This is a genomic window from Brucella sp. NBRC 113783 (genome assembly GCF_040372265.1).
Classification (GTDB): Bacteria; Pseudomonadota; Alphaproteobacteria; order Rhizobiales; family Rhizobiaceae; genus Brucella; species Brucella teleogrylli.
This window is the reverse complement of the sequence record NZ_BAABRX010000016.1, coordinates 34,506-53,600: the sequence shown is the minus strand read 5'-3', so window position 1 is coordinate 53,600 and position 19,095 is coordinate 34,506. Positions and strand designations below refer to the sequence as shown.

Here is a 19,095-nt window from a genome sequence, read left to right as displayed (position 1 = left end):
CCTATCTCTCAGACGTCCTCACCAAGATCGTCAACAATCATCCAAATAGCCAGATCGACGACCTGCTGCCTTGGGCCTATGCCGCAACGCACGATCTCAAAGCCGTGGCCTGAAAACAGCGCTTACCGTTGAACGACGGTGGCTTCAGATACGAAAAAGGCGTGCGCCACTTCCGGTATCGATAAACCGCCCAAGAGCCTGGCGCTGCTCGGCGGGCAACGGGGGATGGCAGGCCGTAAAGATCAGCCGCAACAGGTCATCATCAATGACTTCATCAAGCCTGGCTTCGATATTGGGATCGGCCTGTACCAGTTCCGTGAGGTCGATTGCCGGTTCGCGATGCTCGCCGTCGATCAGCGTGGTGCGACGCTGCCGGTCTAGCGCGCGGTACTTCGCCACATGCATCAGCCAGGCGGCAGGGTTGCGCGGTACTGTTTATGGTCGCGCCGTCAACCGCCGCGTGCAAGGTTCCGCCATTGAGAGTGATTGCGTCATTACCAAACGTGTCATGCTCTCGTCCGTGGCGCGGTTGGCCACGACTGTTCCTTGTGAGATAGTTGTGCCACCGGAACAGGAATTGGATCGATCAAGATAAAGCGTGCCCACGCCCCCATTTTATGAGGGCACCGGCCCCAGAAATAGTCGTTGCGGCGGTTGGAGCGCATCTTGAACCTTTGTGATCAGGCCGCTTCTTTCAAAATAGCACGGATCGGTATTGGTGGAGTGCCCAGATATCCCGCAATCATCCTGGTGATGTGCTCGACAATATCGGCCTCGTCCGAGAGGGAGTGGCCGCAGTCATTGAGAACGATGGCATGGGTCAACGTCTCCACTGTCGTTACGCATATAAACGCAGCCGTATCGAGGTCATTGAGCTGAACGTCTTCCTTACATTGCTCCAGATAATGCCGGACCAGATGGAGCGTGTCCTTTCGGATGGCTTCCACCTCGGCAAGTTTTCCAATACGGGGAACTTCTTCTTTCAAGATGCGGTGGAGCTCAGGATTAACCCGGTGCGCAGCAATCATCGCGCGAATGAGCTCCCGCATGGCGCTGTTCAGGTCGTCTGACGCGCATTCTTGCATGGCGTTTTCCAGCAGAGCCAGAATTTCACGATTGTGCCTTGCGACGAGCGCAGCCACAAGCGACTCCTTATTGGGAAAATACTGGTAGAGCGATCCAATGCTCACTCCCGCTACTGCAGCGACGCGATTTGTGCTGGCCCGCGCATATCCATCGCGCACCAAAACGCGAGCAGTGGCATCCAGTATCGCCTCGACGGTCATTTTCGACCTCTCTTGTGAGGCGGCTTTTCTGGGATTTGTAGCGTTGAGCTTGGCCATGTTCTCGATTTCCTAATGCGAGTAGACAATGTGAGTAAACGCTCACATATTTTGTATAAATCGTCAACAATAAATAATGTGAGCTCATTCAAGGCGTTCAAACGCCGAGATGGCGCTTCATTGTTCGAATTCGGAAAAACAAAGTAAGAGTTATATAAATGGTAATGAAGTCTATCCAAATCGTGATACTTGTTTCGGTAATGATAGTTGGAGCTGGTTGCGCCAGCTCTGGACAAAGATCCCAAATTTCAGCGGCAGACTGTGTCGTTACAAAGCACACTCAGACATTTAATGAAAAATGCGGCACGCCTCGACTGGGTTGGAAGGGCGCGAACGGAAGCGATTTCATTATTAGATAATGATCGTACGCCACAAGTCGATTAGTCTCGTGGCATCTTTCGCTTGAAAAAATGGAGGAGGGCAGTGCGTAGCCTAACATCCGAGCGGCTTCGTGGCCTTAATGAGGCCCTTGGCACCGAAGGGCTGCTGATCCATCTGTTCGGGTATTTTTTGCCTGGATTGGCCATTCTTGATCACTGGATGATAGCCATAGGCGGACTCCAATTCAAAAGCTCACACTGAGTTTCGCATTGAATCCGTTCTGTTTGGCGCCGGAAGCAAACTGGCCGTTATAGGAGATGCCGAGTGTGGCGTCTTCGGTCAGTCTAAAATCAAGTCCTGCTTCGATGAGAGCTGCATCTTCAGCGATCGGAAGACCGGAGACTGAGAATGCGTTCGAGCCGATGAAGCTCGCGGTGGAAACCGGCGTGATGTCGCCATAGGCATGGCGCCAGCCAAGATCGGTTCGCGCCGTTGCCGTGATGCTGCCCAGAAGAAACTCTGTTGATGCGCGGAGGCCAAGCGTTGAGAAGCTGGTTTCCGTCGTGTCAGACTGAACCGAAAGGGTGGCAGCAGTCTGGCCCTTCTCATCAAATCCGTCGGTCTTCAGGCGAACATAGGCAAGACCCGCATAGGGCTCGAACAGGGCTTTGCCATAGTGGATCTTATAGCCAAGCTCGCCAAAGAGCTGGAAAGATCCCGCATCGTAATCACTGGTCAGATTATCGGCAAAGCCGGGAAAGGCGACAGAACGGTTCATGTCGATATCATGCCATGTATAGGCAAGTCCGGATCGGAATGCCAAGGCATGGCCATTGTTGAGCGTCCATTCGGTTCCCGCATAGGCGCCGAGTGTATAATTATCGCTGCTGCCCGATGAAGCGCGATCATCCACATCGAAGCTGGAATGGCTGTAGCCGGCCAGAAGGCCGAGACGCCATGTGTCGAGGACAGTACCGTCGATACCGGTGACAAAGCCGCCAACAGAGGATTTTACCGATCCTGCATTGCTATTGCTATCCTGCCTCGTCCAAGCGCCATAGGCATAGCCCCAGGCGGTATAGAGATTTTGAGAAGGAGCAATGCCGACAGGGGCAGCGGCATCGATGGCAGAGGCTGAAGCCGAAACAGGCCTTTGCGCTCCGGCATAGGAAAGCGCATTGATTGGCGTTGCTGGAGCACCGCCAAATGCCTGTTGCAGACGACCGAGTGCCGCATTGCGGATAAACTGGCTGTCATCGATCAAGACGCCTTTTGCGGAAGCGTAAGCCTCGCCGGAAAGGCTGTCGAAGGCCGCACGTGCTTCATCGGCGGACAGCATCAGCAAGGTGTTGTACAAAGCCAGCGACGAACCCGTCTGCGCCAGACTATCCAGGCCGCCAGCCGTGGCATACTGATTGCGGGTCTGAGCGACCGTCGTAAAGAGGGCAGGGGAGGGCTTTTCAGGTTCGGGTGTGCCGGGGCCCGGAATCTCCGGATCAACAGGCCTCGGGCAACCTGTTTTGAGACAGATAATGAGATCTGCCGTCGTATCACCATAGGCAAGGCTCATATCGAGAAAGGCTGAGTTCGACACAACGCCAGCAAATTCACCACTGATACCGCCGTCGGCGGTCAGGATATGGTAGAGTTGGCCATTCTGGTAACTGGTTTCCGGATCGATGGTGGCAACCGAGACAGTGCTGCCGGGAGCTGTAGCAGTTCCCGCCACATCGACGCGATCGGAAGTGCCATTGCTGGCAATTTCGATCTCAAGAACTGAACCAGGTTTCAGCGTCAGATCGCCGTCGACAGTAAGCGTGCCAATGGAGTTGCCGGGAGACATTATGCCGCCGGACCGAACTGTCGTTTCTCCGAGCGAGCCATGACCGCCAAGAGTGGCGCCGGATAAAACGTCGATGGTACCTCGCAGTGTGGCGCTGCTATGGTTGATATCTCCAACGATTAGTTTGCCATCTGCGACCGTCGTTGTGCCGGTAAAGCCTGAATTATCGCCTTTGAGGAGGAGTGTGTCGGTACTCCCCTTGACGAGTTCACCACCCGGTGAACTCACGAATTGGCCGGAAAAACTGCCGCCATTTACGCGCAATTGATTGTTACCCCAGGATACTGTGCCGCCATGGCCCGGCGTTGCATCCTGTAAGTTACGAATTGTTCCGCCCTGTGTGGAGAAATCGATTTTAGCGCCGGAAGCGACGCGTGTTGCACCGGCGGCGCCGGACAGGCTTCCCAAAGTGCCATTACCGTCAATAAGGCGTCCATATGCGACCGTTATTGTCGAAGCTGGAGCAGCATTCGTACCGATGACGTCCATGATCACGTCACCTCTCGCATCATCGGTTCCGATGACCAGATCGCCCTCAATTGAGAAGCTTTGCCCCGCTCCGCCGTTGAGCCACAGCGAGGTGCCGGTTGCAGTGGTGATCGTCCCCGTTGTACCCGCTGCAACGAGATAGCTGTTGAGTGTGGAGCTCCCGAGAGCTGAGTGCAGCCGTCCCCCGTTGAGCGAAATCAGACCTGTGCCCAACGCGTCGATTACGCCATTACCATTCGCGTGATTGGCGACCAGAGTTCCTTCGGAGATATTCGTCCCGCCAGTGTAACTGCTTGCCCCGGAAAACGTTAGTACGTTTCCTCCACGGACGTTTACGACCCCATTCCCCGAAATCGCGCCGGAGAGCTCCAGATCTTTGAATGAAGTGTTAAAATTGACGCCAGAAGTGCCTTCGCCAAGACGCACATCGCTATCGAGCGTAAGGCCGCGGTCCAAAGCTGATATTGTTGCCGTTGCGTCGGCGTTAATAACAATTTCGCCGAGGATCGTCGAGCCCGAGTATAGATTAAGGCGATTTTCTGCCCCACCGAATTCTATCGCCGCTGATCGTGTGCCATTGTTCAAGGCGCCTGCGATCGTTCCCGCATTGTATATTGTGTCTTGACCACGGGTGATAATTGCGGTTCCCCCTCCGTTTCCCTCGCCGCCAATGACCGTACCAACATTGAATATGATATTGCGCTGACCACTGAGATTAATACCAGTGCCGCCCGCGCCATTTGTGCTTTTCACTCCAAAGCCGCCGCTTGCGCCGCCACTGCCTCCCACACCACCTGCGATCGTGCCGCTATTGATGATGTTTGCCATGCCGCCAAGGGAGAGCAATCCATCACCCCCCGCGCCACCACCGCCGCCAAATCCACCGTCTGCGCCGTTTCCGCCAAATCCTCCGACAATTGAACCGTCATTAGCGATGCGTGCCTGGGGTCCGACGCTAATGATCCCGCTGCCACCGCCACCACCGCCGCCACCGTTACCGACTCCACTTGTCCCGTTGAGGACACCACCGCCTTGACCGCCCGCTCCCCCAGAAATCGAGCCGAGCGAAGTGATAGAAATGTCTTGTCCGGAGTAACGGATCCCCGCCCCTCCGCCACCACCGCCGCCGCCGAAATTCGTACCTGAGGTGCCACCTGCACCGTCAAACCCAGTTCCTGAGCCATTTATAACCAACCCGTTTGCGGGGGAGATGAAACCCGGCCCGCCTCCATCGGCTGGCAAACCTCCGTCACCTTGCGCACCCGCTCCTCCGGTTCCGTTTCCACCCCAACCACCGGGATCCTGAGTGGTTACACCATCACCGCCGATGTGACTGGAACCGCCGCCTTGGCCATTGCCGATCCCTCCGTCCCCGCTGCGCCCCGGCACACCAAGACCGCCGGACGCCCCACAGCCCGTAATATCGGTTACGCTGCATTCCTCGGCCCAGGACGGTACGATTCCAACTAAACTCATCAGTGCGACTTGCAACGGGAGAAGAGCGGTCAGTATGGCACTTGGCGCATAAGCGGTTGAGGCGAACCAAAACAACTTTCGTGAGCACTGTGAAGACTCCCCGCGCGCGGAAATATCTTTAGTGAAGTGCTGCCTCATTACTGCCCCCCCGATGCGCATTCAACCAATGTGCTGCAATTTTATATATCAGGAACAGCTTTATTGCCAACAGACGAAGCGCCATATGCAATATATTCATAGACGGGCTTCATCTAATAAGTAGATGACAGGCTATTGAGGCGATAAACGATGTTCTGTTTCTCATTATAGTAGTCGCGACGCGCGTCCACTACGCCGTTTGGCATTGTTGTAATAATCGGACGCCTGCTGCACGGAGCGATGCCGCGATTGTTCCATGGCTTCAGGAAGCGGAATACCACGATTGGCCGCTTCGGTGAGATAGCCGGAGCGGAGGCCGTGGGCGGAGAATTCCGCGGCATCAAGCCCTGCCATTTGCGCCCGCTGTTTGACGATCCGGTTGACGGCGCTCGGTTCAAGCGCGCGAGCGGACACATTGCCCCAGCGATCGACTTTTCGAAACACGCTGCCCTTGTCGATCCTGGCTGCTTCCAGCCAGCGGGCCAGGGCTTCGACGGGTCGGCCGGTCAGATAGACGATTTCATCGTGATCGGCACCACTGGTTTTGGTGCGCCCGAGATGGATACCAAGTGAGGGGAGGGGGCAACCGTCCTCATCGGTGACAGCGGGCTGTTTAACAAGCTGTTCTACACGCAAGCTAGCGACTTCGCTGCGCCTGCGCCCGCCCGAGGCAAAGGCCACCATCAGGATAGCCCGATCCCGTAAAGCCGTTAGATCCTCTCCGGAACAGGTTGCCAGCAGCTTGCCCAGAATATCGCCGGTAATGGCATTGGCACTCTTGCGGCTGCGTGGCCGGCTCAAGGCGCGCACCGCAAGCCGGATGGCCGATTTGACGGAAAGCGATGAAAACGCACCCTCCAGACCGCGCCAGCGGGTCAGCGTTGACCAGTTGGCGAGACGACGGCGCACCGTTGCTGGCGCATGCGGTCCCGACACGCGCAGAAAGCCTTGTTGGCGCAATTCCTCTTCCACGCCGACCGGCATGCCGTGATCAGGTTCGATCTCGCGTTGTTGTGGCCGCCACAAATGATGCGCAATGAATTTCAGGAGCAGGGCTTCGGGAGCCGGGAAGGGGAGGGGATTGCCGGTTGCAGCCATCGACCAGGCTTCAAGATAGGCCAGATCCGAGGTCAGCGCGCGCAGCGTGTTTTCACCCATGCCTTCATTGACCAAATGGCGCAGTGTCTCGACGTCCTCATCAGTCAGAACCTCGGCTAGCATGTCGCGCCGGTTCATCGGCAAAACGGCGGCGATTGTATCTAAAGTCTCGGTGCGTTTTTCAATCGAACCTGACGACGAGCTACTCATTTCGGCAGTCCGTTCTCGTCATATAGTTCATCGTGGTTCGAAGTCTGGTGCATGTTTGCAGGCCTTCCCTTAAGCGCCAGCGCCCAGACGACCGCGAACGGACACATAGGCGGCGAATACACCGATCTGGCAGTTCGTTATCTTGCCAGCCGAACCTGTATACTGACGGGCAACACCACATGATGTCTTGCCCTGCTTGAGGAAGCCTGTTTCGTCGATGACCAGGACCGCATCATCCGTGGCGAGGTTTTCTACGACATACTCTCGTACGATGATGCGCAGCTCATCTGCATCCCAGCGCCCGCGCCCCAGAATGGCTTGTTGCCGCCACGGACCGGAATCACCGGCCGCCTCAGCACGCATCCAACCAGTCGTCCGCCGCTCGTCACCCAGCAAACCGTACAGGAAAAGGTTCGCAGAGGCTGCAACGCGCTCCTGCGTAAACAGTCCGCGCATACGAGCCTTCACGTCGCGCAACGATGATGGCATACTCTTCCTCCGTTACGCGCCATGGCAAACGTTTTGGACGGCTCGAGCGATCCTGGACAGCATGCTCTCCCCGCTTGCGCCATTTGCGCACTGTCTGATCACTGATGCCATAGCGTCTGGCGATGACACTTGCCGGCTCCGTTGATCGGGCGATCTCTGCTCGTACTGCTGGGGTCGTTCGTGCCTGAGGGTGGATTTGCATCATCTCAAAGGCCCTCGGTCATCATGGGTTCAAAACGCCAGGCATTTTCTACAATGGCCCCTCATAACTTATCCCAATGACGTTCCGCAACCAAACAGCAGGAAGTAATGACAACGCGACATTCGCTCTCAGGTCTACGGCCTGTTCTTCCCCTGCTGATCAATCAAGACTGCCTGCTGCCATCGGCTTGGCGCTTTGTCAGTGCGATGAACGCAGCCCCCCCAACAGCATGGGCGTTTCTTGCCCTCTAACAGTTCATCACAGGTTCGCTCAATACGACGCTGGCGCGTCTTTGGCTGTTTCGCATCATCCACCCAGCAGATGAATTCATTCCGTCCGAGCGGTGTTAGCCTTTCCCACAGCACGAAAACATTCGGATCCGATAGCAGGGCAGCCCGAAGATCCTCTCGTGCCTCGTGAACAGTACCGTGTGGAAAAGTGTTTGTCATGCAACCTCCAAATAATACGGCTCGTAGACCAAGCGACGGCGAGCCATTTGACCGCCGTCGTCACGTTACTTTTGTGTCCTGCGCCAATGTGTGTTCTACAACTGCGTTGGCGTGCCCGTGTCCCATTCCATGTTCGTTCTTCAGCATTGCGACGAGATTCTTGTGCTTTGACGGGAGACCCTTACGTACCAACTCCTGCCAATGGATGACGGGACGGCCGTACTTCTTTCAATTGAAGGGAAGTAGGAGGCCGGGCCCTTGACCGGTCCGTCGGGCATCAGTGAACCTACCCCATGTTGTCGGTAGCACCAAATATCGCCCGAATCGTTAATGAGCGCAACATGCTCCAAAGGGCAGCTTTCAGCAAAGTCTCACCATGAACTTGACGGCTGGCATGGGGTTGGAAACGGCCATAGATGCCATTCATGCTCCGGGTCGGCAATCTCTTGGGCTGTAACTGAAACCGAACTGACCGCTTCGGGCCTCTTAGCCGTCGGTGGATAATGCGCCCAATTTCAGTCATTACCGGAGCATTCTCTCGTTTTCCAAATCGGTGTTCCCCTTATCCTGCTTTCTACCGACGAAGGTGTGGAATGCAGCCTGCGAGAAGCGGAGCGGACTTCCTGTATCGCATGAGCCTGCTCCGCAATTTGGATTTGCGCGGCTTGTTGCCCAGCCGACGCAGACTTTCGTTATCGGGAAATTGGCGTTCGATAGACAGCTCCTGTTCCCCAGGTGCCAACCAGAAGATCACCATTCGTGGCACGGCCAAGCGCCACGGCGCTTCCTTCAAACCCCTCTACGACCACTTCGGAGCGGCCGTTGAAAGAAACCCTCCGGACCAGAGCTGCCCCGTTGTCGATAACAAAAACAGCATCGGGCCCATCGGATAGTATGCCTACGCCCGGCCGAGAAAAACTCTCTCCCAATTCCTGCATGGAGCCATCTGGAAGGATGCGTGTTACTCGCCCGCCATATTGTGAAGTTACCAGGCTGCCGTCTGCCATCTCGGTCACGCCAACGGGTAGTGACAAAGAGCGGGCGACGACGCGGGCCAATCCGTTCGACGGATCGATTGAGAGAATTTCGCCTGCGGCACGGTTTGCAACGAGCAACCGGCCTTCGGCAGAAAAAGCAATTCCAGTTGGAGTGGCCAGGTTCTCGGCAATGCGTGTATGACTTCCGTCTGGGTTGATGCGAACGATATAATCTCCAGAGTAGGAAGAGACGAATACGGTTCCTTCCGCATCGATAGCAATCCCGGCAGGAGAGGGGACGCCTTTCAAAACGGCCGAGCGCGTCCCATCCGCGGCAATCCGCTCAACCGTGCTATCGCCCCAGTTGGATACGTAGACTGTCCCGTCGGAATGGACAGCTATTCCGGTCGGGGCGTTGAACCCATCCCAGAGCTTTTCAGGTGTAGTGGGATTTGCGTATGCGGCGGTTGTAATCAAGGTTGGAAAGTCGGCAATGGGAGCGAAGGCGAGAACGCTGACCACTGCTAATGAACGTAGATGGGTCATCGTGCTGCTTCCCCCTTTTCGACGGAGAACCGGGCAGAAAACACTTCCTTGGCCGCAAACAGCCCATTGAGCGCCGCAGGAAAACCTGCATAGACGGCCATCTGCATCATGATCTCGGTGATTTCATTCTTGGTCAGTCCGACATTTAACCCCGCTTCGATATGAACTTTCAGTTGTGGGGTGGCCGTTCCCACCGCAGTCAGCGCTGCAATGGTGGCGATCTCGCGGGAGCGCAAATCAAGCCCGGGGCGGCTGTAAATATCACCAAACGAGAACTCGAAAACGTAATCTGCAAAGTCCGGCGCAATGTCAGCCAAAGCGGCAATGACATTGTGGCCAGCCTGGCCATCGATTTCAGCGAGCGCGCGCTTGCCGCGTTCCAGACGGCTTTCGTCGGGATTCGGGAGTTGATGCGTCATAGTCATTCATCCTCTGTTCGTTGCCAGCATATCCGGCAATCTTGGTATCGAGGACGACAAGGCAGGCTTGCAGTTTCGCCACATGTGCATGGACACGGTGGCGATGCTGTTCAAGCAACGCACCGCGTTCAGCTTCTGTGCCGACGCCACGCTCCCGCAAGGCTGCATAGTGCAGCATTTCCCGAATAGGCATTCCTGTCATTTTAAGACGGTCCAGAAATTCTATCCAGGTCAGGATCGATGCGTCGTAATCACGCTGGCCTGATTGATCTCTGTCAGCAAAAGGTAGCAGGCCGATCCGTTCATAATAACGGATGGTATAGGCCGACAGTCCTGAGCGCTTCGCCAACTCGCCAATCTTCATCGGAGCCCTTCTTTCGTCACGACGCAGAAGAAGCTAATTGTTAGAGTGTACTCTAAGTCAAGAGGCAAGTCGTCATTTATCATGCTCAATCGAGAAATTGGTCGGCTTTCGATTGGACAGGTGCCCAACGGCTATTCGTCTGTAAGCCATCGTGCGACCGTTCATGCTCCCGCTATGGCGATAGCCGAGAGAATTATGGCTAACAAGGTCGCAGCCGTAGGCCCCGCCTTGTCGATGACGAAGCCTGTTGCAACGGGTATCAAGCCTGCAGGAATGTAATCGCCGATGTTGAGAACATCATTCGCTTCAGCTCGATCATCGCCGGGGTGAAGACCGATCAGCGTCAGTCCAGCTAGCTGGCCAAGACCATGACTACAGCCTGCGTGAACTGTCGCACAAACGAGTGCGATCGGTTTCGAAAATGTAAGGGCCAAAACGTTCCAGTCATTGCGAGAACCGTTGCCGCCGCGTCCATCAGAAATACTGCGCGCACTGAAAGCCAGCAAGTTACATCCAACCATGGAGACCGATGGTGCATTTGTGTCATCGGTTCAAAATGAACCGATGACGGTGGCGAGCTTTAAAGCAGCCTGGATGCTCGCCCTCTACGCCGCTTGGCATTGTTGTAATAGTCGGACGCTTGCTGCACGGAGCGATGGCGCGATTGTTCCATGGCTTCAGGGAGCGGAATGCCACGATTGGCTGCCTCGGTGAGATAGCCGGAACGCAGGCCGTGGGCGGAGAACTCTGTGGCATCCAGCCCTGCCTTTTGCGCTCGTTGTTTGACGATCTGGTTGACGGCGCTGGGTTCGAGCGCTCGCGTGGACACATTGCCCCAGCGATCGACTTTTCGAAACCCGCTGCCCTTGTCGATCTTGGCTGCTTCCAGCCAGCGGGTGAGGGCTTCGACGGGCCGTCCGGTCAGATAGACGATTTCATCGTGATCGGCACCACTGGTTTTGGTGCGACCGAGGTGGATACCGAGCGAGGGGAGGGGAAGGCCGTCCTCATCGGTGACAGGCACCTGTTTGACAAGCTGTTCCACGCGCAAGCCAGCGATTTCGCTGCGACGACGCCCGCCTGAGGCAAAGGCTACCATCAGGATAGCACGATCCCGCAAAGCGGTTAGATCGTCGCCGGAACAGGTTGCCAGCAGCTTGCCCAGAATATCGCCGGTAATCGTATTGGTACTCTTGGGGCTGCGCGGCCTGTTCAGAGCGCGCACCGCAAGCCGGATGGCCGATTTGACGGAAGGCGATGAAAACGACCCTTCCAGCCCCCGCCAGCGGGTCAGCGTTGACCAGTTGGCGAGACGCTGGCGCACCGTTGCTGGCGCATGCGGTCCCGACACGCGCAGAAAGCCTTGTGGGCGCAATTCCCCTTCCACGTCGGCTGGCATGCCGTGATCAGGTTCGATCTCACGTTGCTGCGGCCGCCATAAGTGATGGGCGACGAATTTCAGGAGCAGGGCTTCCGGCGCCGGGAAGGGGAGGGGGCTACCGGTTGCGGCCTTCGACCAGGCTTCAAGATAGGCCAGATCCGAGGTCAAGGCGCGCAGCGTGTTTTCGCCCATGCCTTCATTGACCAGATGGCGCAGCGTCTCGACGTCCTCATCAGTCAGAACCTCGGCTAGCATGTCGCGCCGGTTCATCGGCAAAACGGCGGCAATCGTGTCCAACGTCTCTGCGCGCCGTTCGACCACGCTATTCATGACTTCCCCTCTTTTGCAGGGCCGCTTTTGCAGCCGTCGCTAGTTCGTGAAAAGTATCATTGGCCGATTCTATCGCTGTTTCTCCAATTTGTGAAACTAGCTGCTCCATGGTCGAGCGCCAGATACCGGTTGCCTCAATCATCAGTACACGACCGGTTTTTGTCAGGCGAAGACGTTTTCCTGACCGCCCGCGTCCGCCCTCAGCTTGGACCAGCCCGCGTGCCTCCAGGTTTTGAAGATTACGACTGATCGTCGTTGCATCAATATCAGCATCAAGAGCGAGACCAATGACCGTAACGCCTTCTGTGGCGCCGATGCCGGCAAGCAGACTGAATTGCTCGGCCGTCAAGTCGACAGATTTGAAACAGGCGCTGTAAAAGCGTGTCAGTGCGCGCGCTGTTGCACGGGCCTGAAAGGCAGGGCACCGCGCAGCAATTTCCTTCAGAAGATCCGGATCCAGTTTTTTCATATTGGTCTCTCGACAAGTCGCGATTATCTAAATACTGTATATACATGATTCTTTATCGCAACAACGGAGCGAAGCCTATGCCAGCCTATGTGCACATCAATTTGCGTATACTTGATACGGAGAAGCAAGCAGCGCTTGCGCCGCGTTTTCAAGCGGCTCTGCAAGACGCCGGAGGCCGCATATTGTATTTTGGCCGTGTTGCAGAGGTACTGGAGGGGGAAGACCAGCCTCTGCCGCTGGCCGGCGTCTTCGAATTTCCCACTCTTGCTCAAGCGCTCTCCTTCTACGATTCCGAGCAATATGCACCGATAAAAGCGGAACGACATGTTGCGCAGCAGGCACGCATGTTTGTCGTTGACGCATCCTAAGAGACGATGTGACTGGACGTGCCGCAAGGCGCCACGCAATCGCCCTTTACGGCTGGACTTGGCCTGACTTTCACAATGTCTGTCAACCAATTACGATACGACGGCGCACCGTTGCTGGTGCATGCAGTCCCGACGCGCGCAGAAAGCCATGGCTGCGCAATTCTGCTTCTACACCAGCTGGCATACCGTGATCAGGTTCGATCTCGCGCTGCTGCGGCCGCCACAAGTGATGCGCGACGAATTTCGGGAGCAGGGCTTCAGGCGCCGGGAAGGGAAGGGGGGGGCTACCGATAGCGGCCATCGCCCAGGCTTCGAGATAGGCCAGATCCGAGGTGAGCGCACGCAACGTGTTTTCGCCCATGGCTTCATTGACCAGATGGCGCAGCGTTTCGACATCCTCATCGGTCAAAATGCCGGCCAGCATGTCGCGCCGGTTCATCGGCAAGACGGCGGCAATCGTATCGAGTGTTTCGGCGCGCCGTTCGATGGCGGAAACGGGCGATGTGGTCACGGGTCAAAACTCCCTGATTGGCCTGAAAGCGGGCTTTCAGCGGCGTATTGGCCATGACTTTCGCTGATTTGCGGCTTCAAATCAATAAGCTTCGATAACCTATACTTATCAATGGTTATATGCGTAGGAGAATGCCGTCGATGTAACAAAAGCAAAAGAATAATTCAGTTTCATATAGCAATAATAGTCATACGTTTCCAATAGCTTGACTTGATTAATGCGCTCGCCAGTTCAACGCATATCGGGTGAATCGAAGCTGACCACTGCGCGTCAATGCGCCCTTGTCGACCAGATCCTGCAAATCGCGGGTGGCGGTTGCGCGTGAGGTCTTTGTTATGGCCAGATAGTTGTCGGCACTGAGGCCACCGATAAAACCCTCCGGTCCTGCCTCGAACAGACGCGCAATGACTTTCTCCTGACGGGGATTGAACGTTCCCCTGAACCGGTCGTAAAAATGCGCCTTGGCGATGTAGAAGGCGACGCGATCCAGCGTCGTTTGTTGAGCCGTCAGCACAGTTTGGGAAAACCACACCAACCATTTAGTGACATCGAGGGTTCGCTGATGGATTTCCAGCTGATCGTAATAGGCCTTCCGTTGCTGTTCGATGGTAAAACTGAGCATAATCAGGCTCGGCTGCCCAAGCGATTGGGCGAGCGCTTTCTCGGCCAGTGCGCGACCAAGCCGCCCATTGCCGTCCTCGAACGGATGGATGCTTTCGAACCACAAATGGCTAAGTCCGGCGCGGGTAAGCGCGGGGAGGGGTATACTGCCATTAAGAGCGCTTGCGTTGAACCACGATATGAACTGGTGCATTTCCTCTGGTACCTGCGCTGATGGCGGCGCCTCGAAATGAATCGTCGGACGGTCCAACTGGCCAGAGACGATCTGCATAGCGTCGGAATGGCTGCGATAAGCACCAATACTCTCCAAATGTCGGCTGCCTGCCATCAACATGGTATGCCACCGAAACAAAGTGGCGTCATCAAGCGGCAGGGCATAGGTGCCATAAACGTCGACCGTCATTTCTGCGATCCCGTGTTCACGTGGTTGCACCGAACGCCGGTCCGTGTCCAGGCCGAGTTGTCGCCGCAGTGATGACTGAACGCTCAAGCGGTCCAATGTTTCGCCTTCGATCGCGCTCGTCTTGATCGCTTCGTCACTTAAGAGTTCTATGCGCAACCGGTCGCGGTCGTCGGGATCGATGTGACGCACAGCGCCAATGACTTCGCCGGAGGAGAGCAGAAATCGCTGTTCCAGTGCCGCGAGCGCGGACGAGTCATAGCGAAAATGCGGCCAATCAGGCTGTGTCCAGTTCCAGGGCATGAGCGATAACATCCGTTTCTATCGCTCTCAATATCATATGTTTATGAGCAATAGAAGTCATCCCTGTTACTCACTGCCCTGATTGCGGAGAAGATGTTGCGTCCGCTTTGCGCCTTCAATCCGGCCTTTGGGACAAGTTTGGCGGACGCCTGTGAACAGTCGGTCCGCTTATGACTTTCGCTAAGCGCCATTTGCCGCTTCGATAGAAGCGCGCCAATTGCTGACGACGACCTACCAAAGGATGCCGACTGGTGGCAGGCCGACGCGGCCGTGTACACACTCGGGACGACGATCGCGAAGGCAGGTTCACGTGAAGCGTTTCGCGAAGTCGATCACGACTACCCCCTTGCCGTCGCCCGGCTTGCCAGGCGCATGGTACGCCGCGCTTGGCTGTCGTCTCCGCCATGGGCGCCAACCGCAATTCGCCCTTCTTCTATTCGCGGGTGAAGGGCGAACTGGAAGCGGATCTGGCTATGCTGGACTTTCCGTCACTGACCCTCGTGCGACCGGGGCTGATTGGCGGCGACCGGGCCGAACGGCGTGCCGGCGAGCATGTGGCTACGCTTGCTAAAACTTTTCGGCCCCGTCCTCCCCAAGGCTTGGCAGATCAATCCCGCTACAAGGATCGCGGAGGCTCTGCTCGAAGCCGCGCTTGGTCATCGCACAGGAACGAGGATCATCGGTTCGGCGGAGATGTCCTGATCCTCAGGAACGGTTCAGGTTCTTCGAACATGTAAACGTGCGGCACGGCCAGTTGCATGAAATGGACACTTTGAAGGGCTGATACGGCTCGGTTTTCCTGAGTCACGGCATCAGCGAAGCAGCACATCAGACGGATGAGTTCAGCTATGTGATCCAGAGGTACGTATCCGCCGTTGGATTGTTCTGTTGGACGCACTGTTCTTCGGCCAACGGCTCAACTGGAATAAAGTGGTTGGGACTGGAACTCGCTGACCGTTCGGAACTCTCAGGCAGCCCTTGAGGCGGGGCGATGCCTGACGGTAAACGTCCGCGAACCAGTAATAACTCAAGGGGAAGTAACGTCGCGATCGCCTGGCTCGACTAGAAGACGACACCCGTTTCATGGCTGATCAGTAGATCGGCAAGTTTCTGCGCTGCAGGTCCCAATGCCTCGTCCCGGCGGTGGGCAAGATAGGCACCAGACGTGATCTCGCCATTGCGACCGATGGCGTTGACATTGAGTCGCACGAGCGTTCCCTGTTCCAGGTCCCTCTCAACGAGCCAATGGGGGAGCCGCCCCCAGCCCGCGCCCTCCAGGATGAGGTGATGTTTGGTATCCTGCGTGTTGACGCGGCAGGTCTGTGACGAAACCACCCCGAAATCCCGGCCTGCTGATATGTCGGACGGGTCGGTCAGAACGATCTGGAGATGATCGGCAACATCCATCAGCTCCAGTGGTCGGCCCGCATGGCGGTGGGCCAGCGGATGGCTTGAAGCGACGACCGCGACCTGGCTGATGGATATCAGCGGCTCGAATTTGATACGGGGGTCGCGGAAATCTTCACCCACCATTACCGCAAGCGCACAACGGCTCTTCCTGAGCGCATCGAGCGGACCGCCCATAGCCTCCGACCATACACGGACGGCAACGGCAGGGTAATCGTGTCGCATTCGTGAGATCGCGCGTGCGACCTCGTGCATGGGAAAGAGCGTATCGACAGAAATCGCGAGTTCCGTCTCGACGCCATGCGCAAAACCGCGCGCCTGGGCGCGCAATACGTCCACGCGCAGAATGATGTCGCGTGCGTTGCCGAGCAATACCTGCCCCTGCGGTGTCAAGGCCGGCTTGTAGCCGGAACGGTCGAACAGTTCCACGCCAAGCGCGGCCTCAAGGTTGGCGATGGTGGCGCTGACGCCCGACTGGACGCGCGAAAGCTTCTGGGCTGCAGCGCGGAAGCTGCCGCTGTCGGCAATGGTTACGAAAGTCCGGATCTGATCAAGCGTAAGGGCATCCAGCATGATCTTTCCTCATGATCAACTATATCATTTTTATATCACTTATTTCGCTCATCCATTTGATGCAACCTTCCGCTCAATGAAATCAACGCGCGAGGTCGACGAGATGACGAAGGTGCTGGTGCTTTACTATTCCTCTTATGGTCACGTCGAGACGATGGCTTCGGCCGTGGCTGATGGCGCGCGTGAGGCGGGTGTGACGGTGGCGATCAGGCGGGTGCCTGAGCTTGTTCCCGAAGCGGTTGCTGCGAAGTCCGGATACAAGGTCGACCAGTCCGCGCCCGTCGCAACGGTGGCCGAGCTTGCGGATTACGATGCCATCATCATCGGAACGCCGACCCGTTTCGGCAATATGGCATCGCAGATGAAGAACTTTCTCGACCAGACCGGTGGCCTCTGGTTCGAGGACAAGCTGGTCGGAAAAGTCGGCAGCGTCTTCACCTCAACCGGCAGCCAGCATGGCGGGCAGGAAACAACGATCTTGTCCACCCAGACCGTTCTGTTCCACCTCGGCATGATCATTGTCGGCCTGCCTTACAGCTTCAAGGGCCAGATGCGGATGGACGAAATCACCGGCTGCTCGCCCTATGGTGCATCGACGCTGGCCGATGATGGATTGGGAGGGCATCGCGAGGTCAGTGAAAACGAGCTGGAGGGCGCGCGCTTCCAGGGACGGCATGTCGCCGGGATCGCGGCCACCCTCGTGGCCGGGCACGCGGCAAGGGGCTCGTGATGGACACGCCATCAACAACGAAAGCAGTGTCCACGCACTGGACCGCCGTGTTCGTCATCGTTGGCAGCGGAATTGCAGCCGCCTTGCAGGTTGGCAAGGCGGCGATTGCAGCGCCCCTGTTGCAGAATGATTTCGGAATCGGGCTGACGGCGATCGGCTGGCTGACTGGAATATTTGCGCTCATCGGCCTTGTCGGCGGCATTCCGACCGGGGCGTTTGTTGCGCGTTTCGGTGCGAGACGCATCCTCATCATCGGGCTCCTGGTCACGACAGTCGGCGCGGCGCTTGGCGCAGCGATACCGGGACTGCCCAGCCTGTTTTGTGGCCGCATTATCGAAGGGGCGGGTTTCCTGTTGGTGACGGTCGCGGCGCCCTCATTGCTCCAGGAGGTTACGCGACCAGCTGATAGTGATCTGGCCTTCGCCCTCTGGAGCTGCTTCATGCCAGTCGGCATGGCGGTGGCGATGCTGGTGGGGCCGTTCTTCGAGGACTGGCAGAGGATGTGGTGGGCAAGCGGGGCGCTGGCGCTGGCCATCTGCATCGCTGTTCCACTTGTCATTTCCGCTGGCGGGCAAGGCCAGATCATGTCCTGGAACGGCTTGCGCCGCGACAGCATGACCGTGGCACGCGACCGTAGCGCTGTGGGGCTGGCGATCACCATTGCGCTCTACAGCATGATGTTCTTCGCGGTCTTCAGCTTCCTGCCGGTGCTGCTGATGGAGCGGTTACAGGTGACGCACCAGACGGCCGGACTGCTCAGTGCACTGGCCTCGGCCGTGAACGTCATCGGCAATCTGACGGCGGGCCTGCTCCTCTCCAGGGGCTTTAGCCGCCCGGCGCTCCTGATCGCGGCATGCCTCGTCATGGGACTGGCCAGCTTCGGGATCTTTCTCCCTGTTCTGCCGGACGGTGCGGCCTTCGGCCTGTGCCTGTTGTTCTCGACTGTCGGCGGTGTGATCCCGGCGATCCTGCTGTCCTCCGCGCCACTCGTGGCGCCAGCGGCAAGGTTGGTTCCGGTCGTTCTGGGTCTGATCATTCAAGGCAGCAATCTCGGACAGATTCTTGGTCCGACAGCCATCGGCGGCGCACTGGATCGGTTCGGCTGGGATTCAGCCGCCTACATCGTCGCGGGCACGGCAGTGATTGCCGTGCTTGTGGTGGCCTCGACGCTCAGGCGGGTCGGGGCACAGCGGGTAAGCTTCGGGATGGGAGAGCACTGATGAGAATCGAATTCAACCACACGATCCTGGCGACACAAGACGCACACGGCTCTGCCCTGTTTCAGGCTGAAATGCTCGGACTGCAGCCGCCGCGCAGATGGGGGCCATTCTGGATGGTCAAGCATCGGCAATCTGCCACATGGGCGCATACGCCTTGGGGGCCGCTGCATACGCCGTGAAAGCGGCCAGCCTAGCCGCCTCAGATCAGGCCGAAGCCGCCGACAAAGAGATTGCTTGGCAACTCGGACAGGTTACGGCGGAAGTGCAGGCTGCACTTTTGCAGCTTCCGCCTGTTGGCGAGAACAAGTCTGGCCCGCTCGGCCCGGGTCTCCTAACTTCAGGTCAACTCGGTGAGATTATCTGCCAACTTCAAACCGGGCTTGCCAAAATCGGTGCAAACTGACCACACCGCGAACGG

Annotated in this window: 21 protein-coding genes and 4 pseudogenes; 7 read left to right on the top strand and 18 right to left on the bottom strand. The window is 57.2% G+C overall.

The window, feature by feature from the left end; genetic code table 11:
• A partial coding sequence (locus ABWW11_RS24145) for a transposase domain-containing protein (protein ID WP_353411743.1) occupies window positions 1-113 on the top strand: 113 nt, incomplete at its 5' end.
• A 31-nt stretch (window positions 114-144) separates the two neighbouring features.
• On the opposite strand, the gene ABWW11_RS24140 is transcribed toward ABWW11_RS24145, so the two are convergent.
• From ABWW11_RS24140 to ABWW11_RS24070, 15 genes and pseudogenes are all read right to left on the bottom strand, one after another.
• Complete coding sequence (locus ABWW11_RS24140) at window positions 145-399, bottom strand: hypothetical protein (protein WP_244597057.1); 255 nt, start codon at window positions 397-399, stop codon at window positions 145-147.
• 36 nt (window positions 400-435) lie between these two features.
• Window positions 436-606, bottom strand: a complete 171-nt coding sequence (locus ABWW11_RS24135; RefSeq protein WP_109366383.1) for a hypothetical protein — start codon at window positions 604-606, stop codon at window positions 436-438.
• A 74-nt stretch (window positions 607-680) separates the two neighbouring features.
• On the bottom strand, window positions 681-1,343 hold the full coding sequence (locus tag ABWW11_RS24130) for a TetR/AcrR family transcriptional regulator (RefSeq protein WP_167836177.1): 663 nt from the start codon (window positions 1,341-1,343) through the stop codon (window positions 681-683).
• Between the two features lie 565 nt (window positions 1,344-1,908).
• Entirely contained in the window at window positions 1,909-5,472 is a 3,564-nt protein-coding gene (locus ABWW11_RS24125; protein WP_146200162.1) for an autotransporter domain-containing protein, read from the bottom strand.
• 303 nt (window positions 5,473-5,775) lie between these two features.
• Entirely contained in the window at window positions 5,776-6,918 is a 1,143-nt protein-coding gene (locus ABWW11_RS24120; RefSeq protein ID WP_109366380.1) for a site-specific integrase, read from the bottom strand.
• Between the two features lie 90 nt (window positions 6,919-7,008).
• A pseudogene (locus ABWW11_RS24115) lies at window positions 7,009-7,407 on the bottom strand (transposase); the annotation flags it as partial.
• A pseudogene (locus tag ABWW11_RS24110) lies at window positions 7,403-7,612 on the bottom strand (helix-turn-helix domain-containing protein); the annotation flags it as partial. The pseudogenes ABWW11_RS24115 and ABWW11_RS24110, both read right to left, overlap by 5 nt.
• A 131-nt stretch (window positions 7,613-7,743) precedes the next feature.
• Window positions 7,744-8,058: a YdeI/OmpD-associated family protein gene (locus ABWW11_RS24105; RefSeq protein WP_109366379.1), complete on the bottom strand. Its 315-nt coding sequence runs from the start codon at window positions 8,056-8,058 to the stop codon at window positions 7,744-7,746.
• 60 nt (window positions 8,059-8,118) lie between these two features.
• A pseudogene (locus ABWW11_RS24100) lies at window positions 8,119-8,336 on the bottom strand (DUF4287 domain-containing protein).
• 414 nt (window positions 8,337-8,750) lie between these two features.
• Window positions 8,751-9,581 carry a virginiamycin B lyase family protein gene (locus ABWW11_RS24095; protein ID WP_109366378.1) on the bottom strand — a complete coding sequence of 277 codons (831 nt, stop codon included), beginning with the start codon at window positions 9,579-9,581 and terminating at the stop codon, window positions 8,751-8,753.
• Window positions 9,578-10,000 (bottom strand): carboxymuconolactone decarboxylase family protein, encoded by a 423-nt coding sequence (locus ABWW11_RS24090; protein ID WP_121539127.1) that lies wholly within the window; start codon window positions 9,998-10,000, stop codon window positions 9,578-9,580. The genes ABWW11_RS24095 and ABWW11_RS24090 overlap by 4 nt, the downstream gene beginning before the upstream one ends.
• Entirely contained in the window at window positions 9,936-10,364 is a 429-nt protein-coding gene (locus ABWW11_RS24085) for a MerR family transcriptional regulator (RefSeq protein ID WP_121539128.1), read from the bottom strand. The genes ABWW11_RS24090 and ABWW11_RS24085 overlap by 65 nt, the downstream gene beginning before the upstream one ends.
• Window positions 10,365-10,525: 161 nt before the next feature.
• Complete coding sequence (locus ABWW11_RS24080; RefSeq protein ID WP_109366375.1) at window positions 10,526-10,870, bottom strand: hypothetical protein; 345 nt, start codon at window positions 10,868-10,870, stop codon at window positions 10,526-10,528.
• Between the two features lie 74 nt (window positions 10,871-10,944).
• Complete coding sequence (locus tag ABWW11_RS24075) at window positions 10,945-12,075, bottom strand: site-specific integrase (RefSeq protein WP_109366374.1); 1,131 nt, start codon at window positions 12,073-12,075, stop codon at window positions 10,945-10,947.
• The gene (locus ABWW11_RS24070) at window positions 12,068-12,544 is read right to left on the bottom strand and encodes a MarR family winged helix-turn-helix transcriptional regulator (protein ID WP_109366373.1); all 477 of its coding nucleotides are present in this window, start codon (window positions 12,542-12,544) and stop codon (window positions 12,068-12,070) included. Before ABWW11_RS24070 ends, ABWW11_RS24075 begins: the two co-directional genes overlap by 8 nt.
• Window positions 12,545-12,621: 77 nt before the next feature.
• On the opposite strand from ABWW11_RS24070, the gene ABWW11_RS24065 reads away from it, so the two are divergent.
• Window positions 12,622-12,912 carry a DUF1330 domain-containing protein gene (locus tag ABWW11_RS24065; RefSeq protein WP_109366372.1) on the top strand — a complete coding sequence of 97 codons (291 nt, stop codon included), beginning with the start codon at window positions 12,622-12,624 and terminating at the stop codon, window positions 12,910-12,912.
• Between the two features lie 94 nt (window positions 12,913-13,006).
• On the opposite strand, the pseudogene ABWW11_RS24060 reads toward ABWW11_RS24065, so the two are convergent.
• Window positions 13,007-13,351, bottom strand: a pseudogene (locus tag ABWW11_RS24060) (integrase); the annotation flags it as partial.
• Window positions 13,352-13,637: 286 nt separating this feature from the next.
• On the bottom strand, window positions 13,638-14,747 hold the full coding sequence (locus ABWW11_RS24055) for a Fic family protein (RefSeq protein WP_109366462.1): 1,110 nt from the start codon (window positions 14,745-14,747) through the stop codon (window positions 13,638-13,640).
• A 386-nt stretch (window positions 14,748-15,133) separates the two neighbouring features.
• Here ABWW11_RS24055 and ABWW11_RS24050 point away from each other — a divergent pair, with 386 nt between their 5' ends.
• Entirely contained in the window at window positions 15,134-15,484 is a 351-nt protein-coding gene (locus tag ABWW11_RS24050; RefSeq protein ID WP_124915751.1) for a Rossmann-fold NAD(P)-binding domain-containing protein, read from the top strand.
• A gap of 325 nt (window positions 15,485-15,809) precedes the next feature.
• Here ABWW11_RS24050 and ABWW11_RS24045 read toward each other — a convergent pair whose 3' ends face one another.
• Window positions 15,810-16,727, bottom strand: coding sequence for a LysR family transcriptional regulator (locus ABWW11_RS24045; RefSeq protein WP_063881613.1), 918 nt, complete (start codon window positions 16,725-16,727; stop codon window positions 15,810-15,812).
• A gap of 103 nt (window positions 16,728-16,830) precedes the next feature.
• Between ABWW11_RS24045 and wrbA the strand changes: the two genes are divergently transcribed.
• From wrbA to ABWW11_RS24025, 4 genes are read left to right on the top strand one after another with little or no spacing between them, the layout of a single operon-like run.
• Window positions 16,831-17,457: an NAD(P)H:quinone oxidoreductase gene (gene wrbA, locus ABWW11_RS24040; RefSeq protein WP_063881646.1), complete on the top strand. Its 627-nt coding sequence runs from the start codon at window positions 16,831-16,833 to the stop codon at window positions 17,455-17,457.
• Complete coding sequence (locus tag ABWW11_RS24035; protein ID WP_100556839.1) at window positions 17,457-18,677, top strand: MFS transporter; 1,221 nt, start codon at window positions 17,457-17,459, stop codon at window positions 18,675-18,677. Before wrbA ends, ABWW11_RS24035 begins: the two co-directional genes overlap by 1 nt.
• Window positions 18,677-18,856 carry a VOC family protein gene (locus ABWW11_RS24030; RefSeq protein WP_100556840.1) on the top strand — a complete coding sequence of 60 codons (180 nt, stop codon included), beginning with the start codon at window positions 18,677-18,679 and terminating at the stop codon, window positions 18,854-18,856. The genes ABWW11_RS24035 and ABWW11_RS24030 overlap by 1 nt, the downstream gene beginning before the upstream one ends.
• Window positions 18,775-19,080: a putative immunity protein gene (locus ABWW11_RS24025; RefSeq protein ID WP_063881615.1), complete on the top strand. Its 306-nt coding sequence runs from the start codon at window positions 18,775-18,777 to the stop codon at window positions 19,078-19,080. The genes ABWW11_RS24030 and ABWW11_RS24025 overlap by 82 nt, the downstream gene beginning before the upstream one ends.
• Window positions 19,081-19,095 lie beyond the last annotated feature (15 nt).